General features: G+C 59.5%; 4 protein-coding genes and 1 pseudogene. 2 read left to right on the top strand and 3 right to left on the bottom strand.

What is annotated here, in order from left to right; all coding sequences use genetic code 11:
* The 3 genes from CW742_RS09245 to larB all read right to left on the bottom strand — a co-directional run.
* Positions 1-755, bottom strand: a 755-nt coding sequence (locus tag CW742_RS09245) for a hypothetical protein (RefSeq protein WP_292419507.1), incomplete at its 3' end; no start/stop codon positions are given.
* 38 nt (positions 756-793) lie between these two features.
* The gene (locus CW742_RS09240) at positions 794-1,300 is read right to left on the bottom strand and encodes a nicotinamide-nucleotide adenylyltransferase (protein ID WP_292419504.1); all 507 of its coding nucleotides are present in this window, start codon (positions 1,298-1,300) and stop codon (positions 794-796) included.
* On the bottom strand, positions 1,297-2,079 hold the full coding sequence (larB, locus tag CW742_RS09235; protein ID WP_292419502.1) for a nickel pincer cofactor biosynthesis protein LarB: 783 nt from the start codon (positions 2,077-2,079) through the stop codon (positions 1,297-1,299). Before larB ends, CW742_RS09240 begins: the two co-directional genes overlap by 4 nt.
* A 50-nt stretch (positions 2,080-2,129) precedes the next feature.
* Here larB and CW742_RS09230 point away from each other — a divergent pair, with 50 nt between their 5' ends.
* Both CW742_RS09230 and CW742_RS09225 read left to right on the top strand, forming a co-directional pair.
* A complete protein-coding gene (locus CW742_RS09230) occupies positions 2,130-2,450 on the top strand; it encodes an ABC transporter permease (protein ID WP_292419498.1) in 321 nt (106 codons plus the stop codon).
* A gap of 35 nt (positions 2,451-2,485) precedes the next feature.
* Positions 2,486-3,351, top strand: a pseudogene (locus CW742_RS09225) (ATP phosphoribosyltransferase regulatory subunit); the annotation flags it as partial.

Below are 3,351 nucleotides of genomic sequence, written 5' to 3'. Positions count from 1 at the left end.
ATCGAGAGAGCAGAATAGGTGCGGGCAGCATCGTTACGCTTTTCGCAGAGACCGGCATGTGCTTTCCGCTGTTCTTCGATGTCCCTCATCCGGGAGTCCTGCGACAGGGAAAGCAGTTCCTGCTCGATTGCAGCAACCCGCTCGCGGATCTCGGCTATCCGGGCATGGGATCGCATCACCTTCTCGTCCGATGCTGCAAAATCTGCCATCAGGCCGGTGATCGTCTCGTACTTCTCGCGGCAGACCGCGAGCCCTGTCATCTCCTTACGGTATGCAGCAAGGACGGGATTTATGTTGTTGATGCCCCGGCCGAGCGTGTCGATACCGCTCCTCACGGCTTTCATCTCGTCCGGGAATGTCACCTGCAGGTATCTTCCCTGTCCATGGACATTCTGCAGACAGTTTTTCACGCATTCCGCAGCCACCGGGTAGAACTCGCCGGGGTCATCGGGGAGTTCCTTGTTCAGGGAAGCTTTCATGGCTTTGACAAACTGCGGCAGGGAATTTTTCGCAATTGACCTGAGCTTGGGGTGGAGGGTCTCATCCTGCTCTGCCCCGGCAATGTTGGTCACGATGAGCTGGAGCGTTGCGATCCCGTTACGGATCTCGCGCATCGGCTCGCGGGTAGCAGTGACAAGGGTCTCCTTTGCGGTGCTTTCTCTTCCGGTAATCCATGCAGGAACCTCGCTGAACGCTAACGTTACCTGCGGTACGGGTTTTTTGGTGCCGAAGATTTTTTTCAGGATGGAATTCATGGCCATTATTCTGTATCCTTGTTCCGGAATGCCCGGGTTCAGTCATCCATAGCGATCTGGCGCAGCCGTTTCTCTCCGTCAATCTCTTTGATGACCTGGACAACGGCCGGGGGAACGAGTTTCTTCCATGACTCGCCCGCGAGAATCCTCCTGCGGATCTCCGTGCCACTGAGCGTCTCGCGCTCATACATGGCCGGGGACTGGACCCTGATTCCCACCTCGCGGAAAAGCCGGACAACGAGCGGGTTCGAGGAGTAGCAGATATCGAATGGCGGAGCCATGGAACGGACATGGGCAACCCAGAGGGCATTACGCTGGACGTCCTCGATCGGGATGACATAATACGGGCAGCCGAGCTCGGTGAGAGCGCGGGTGATCATCAGTACCCGCTCACCGGCCGTGAACGGGTTGTCCACGTGGTGCGAGAGCTGCGCGCTCCCGATCCCGATGATAATCTCGTCGACTTTTCCCGCTATATGTTCGAGCACAGACTGGTGCCCGTTGTGGTACGGCTGGAACCTCCCGATATAGAACCCGCGTTTCATGGTTTTCCTCCTGCTCCCATGTTTGCAATCCGCGCTGCAAACGCCCCGCCCGTGAACCCGGCATCGATGTTGACGACCGCAATGACCGAGCATGACTGGAGCATACTGGCAAGCGCGGCCCGGCCTTCGCCCATGTACCCATACCCTACGCTGACGGGGACTCCGATCACGGGCTTGTCGACAAGTCCTGCGACAACGGCGGGAAGCGTGCCTTCGCGCCCTGCACAGACCACGAATACGTGGGCAGCAAGCAGCGGCTTGAGCGCAGGAAAGAGGCGGTGGATGCCTGCTGCGCCGACATCGTATGCGGTCAGCACCTCGCAACCCATCTCCCCGGCAATGGCCCGCGCCTCCTCGGCAACCCCTATGTCAGATGTGCCAGCGGTGATGATGCCCACGATACCCCCGGTACGTTTCGGTGCAGGGCCATTGCCGGCAAGGAGGACATGCCCTTTCTCGCGATATTCGGTGGCAATGCCATCCCTGCCGGCCTTTTCCCGGATGCGGTCCGCCTGTCCCGCGTTCACCCGGGTGACAATACAGCGCCCTTCCGATCCGGCAAGGCGGAGGACAATCTCCGCAAGGTGATCCGGGTCCTTACCTTCGGCCAGGACAACCTCCGGCATACCGCAGCGGACACCGCGGCCGGTGTCGATGCAGGCAAAGTCACCGATGCGGTCGAGGCGGAGTCCCTCGATGGCTTCGGCAGCAGCGGCGAGCGTGATCCTGCCATCCCGGTACTGGTCGAGCAGGTCCTGTAACTGCGGATTTCCTGGCATGATTGTAATAATACAGATATGGATCGGCGTATAATAATACGTTCATTGCGATGTCGTACCTCGTTTACATAGCTATCTTCGGGACCGCAGCGGTGGTCTTCCTCTGGCTGCGCGATGCACGGATATTCTGGCGGACAGGGCTCCCGGGATACCGGAAGGCTGCGTACTGGGGAGTACTCTATGGCGCGCTTGCCCTGCTCGGGCTCCAGATTGCGCGGTACGTGACCGACTTTGAGATCCTCGGCCTCGGCCTGATCCTCGCCGCGATCTATCTCCAGACAAACCGCGAGAAAGAGAAGATCTGGAAGAACGAGGATACCCTTACAAGGTTTCTGGGCAGCGCACCGCTGGCAAAAACGAACAAGAAATAATGGAATAAAAACAGATCAGGATAAGGATTTTTGATATGCTCCAGAAACCACGTGGAACCAGGGATTTTTTACCGGATGAGATGGAGGCGCGGCGTGCAGTCGAATGGCGCCTGCGGGAAGTTGCGCGGCGCTGGGGCTACCGCGAGGTCTGCACGCCGGAGTTCGAGGACCTCGAGCTCTTCACGATGCGCTCGGGCGAGGGGATCATTAACGAGATGTACGTGTTCGAGGATAAGGGGGGGAGGAAGCTTGCCCTGCGCCCCGAGATAACGGCCGCGGTTATCCGCATGTACATCAATGAAGCAAAGGTCGCCCCCAAGCCCCTGCGCTGGTGCTATTATGCCGACTGTTTCCGGTACGAGCGGCCGCAGAAGGGCCGGTACCGCCAGTTCTGGCAGTTCGGCGTGGAACTGATCGGCGCGGACACGGCTGCCGCCGATGCGGAGACGATCATGCTGGCCGCCGGGATGCTGGACGCAACGGGCGTTACGTACGATCTCAAGGTCGGGCACCTCTCATTAATGAAGAACCTGCTCTGTGGCCTTGAGCCCGGCATGCTGCGAAAGGTCCGGGCACACCTGGACAAGAAAGACCTCGACGGCCTGAAGGTGACCCTCGAAACGCTGGAATGTTCCGATCTCTTCTCTTCCCTCACGGCGCTGGTGGAGACCCGCGACCTTGCCGAGGCGTTCGAGATCGCCGGCACCATCCCCTAACGGGAGCGGGTGGAACAGATGGCTGGACTCCTCGATGCTGCGGGTGTGCGGTACTCGCTGAACTTCGTCATTGCCCGCGGGCTCGATTACTATACGGGAATGGTCTTTGAGGCATTCGCGGACAACCTCGGTGCCGAGACCCAGATCCTTGGAGGCGGGTCTTACCGGCTCCCCCATCCCTCCGG

This window comes from Methanoregula sp., from assembly GCF_002835825.1.
Taxonomy (GTDB): Archaea; Halobacteriota; Methanomicrobia; order Methanomicrobiales; family Methanospirillaceae; genus Methanoregula.
This window is presented reverse-complemented; position numbering and strand designations above follow the sequence as displayed.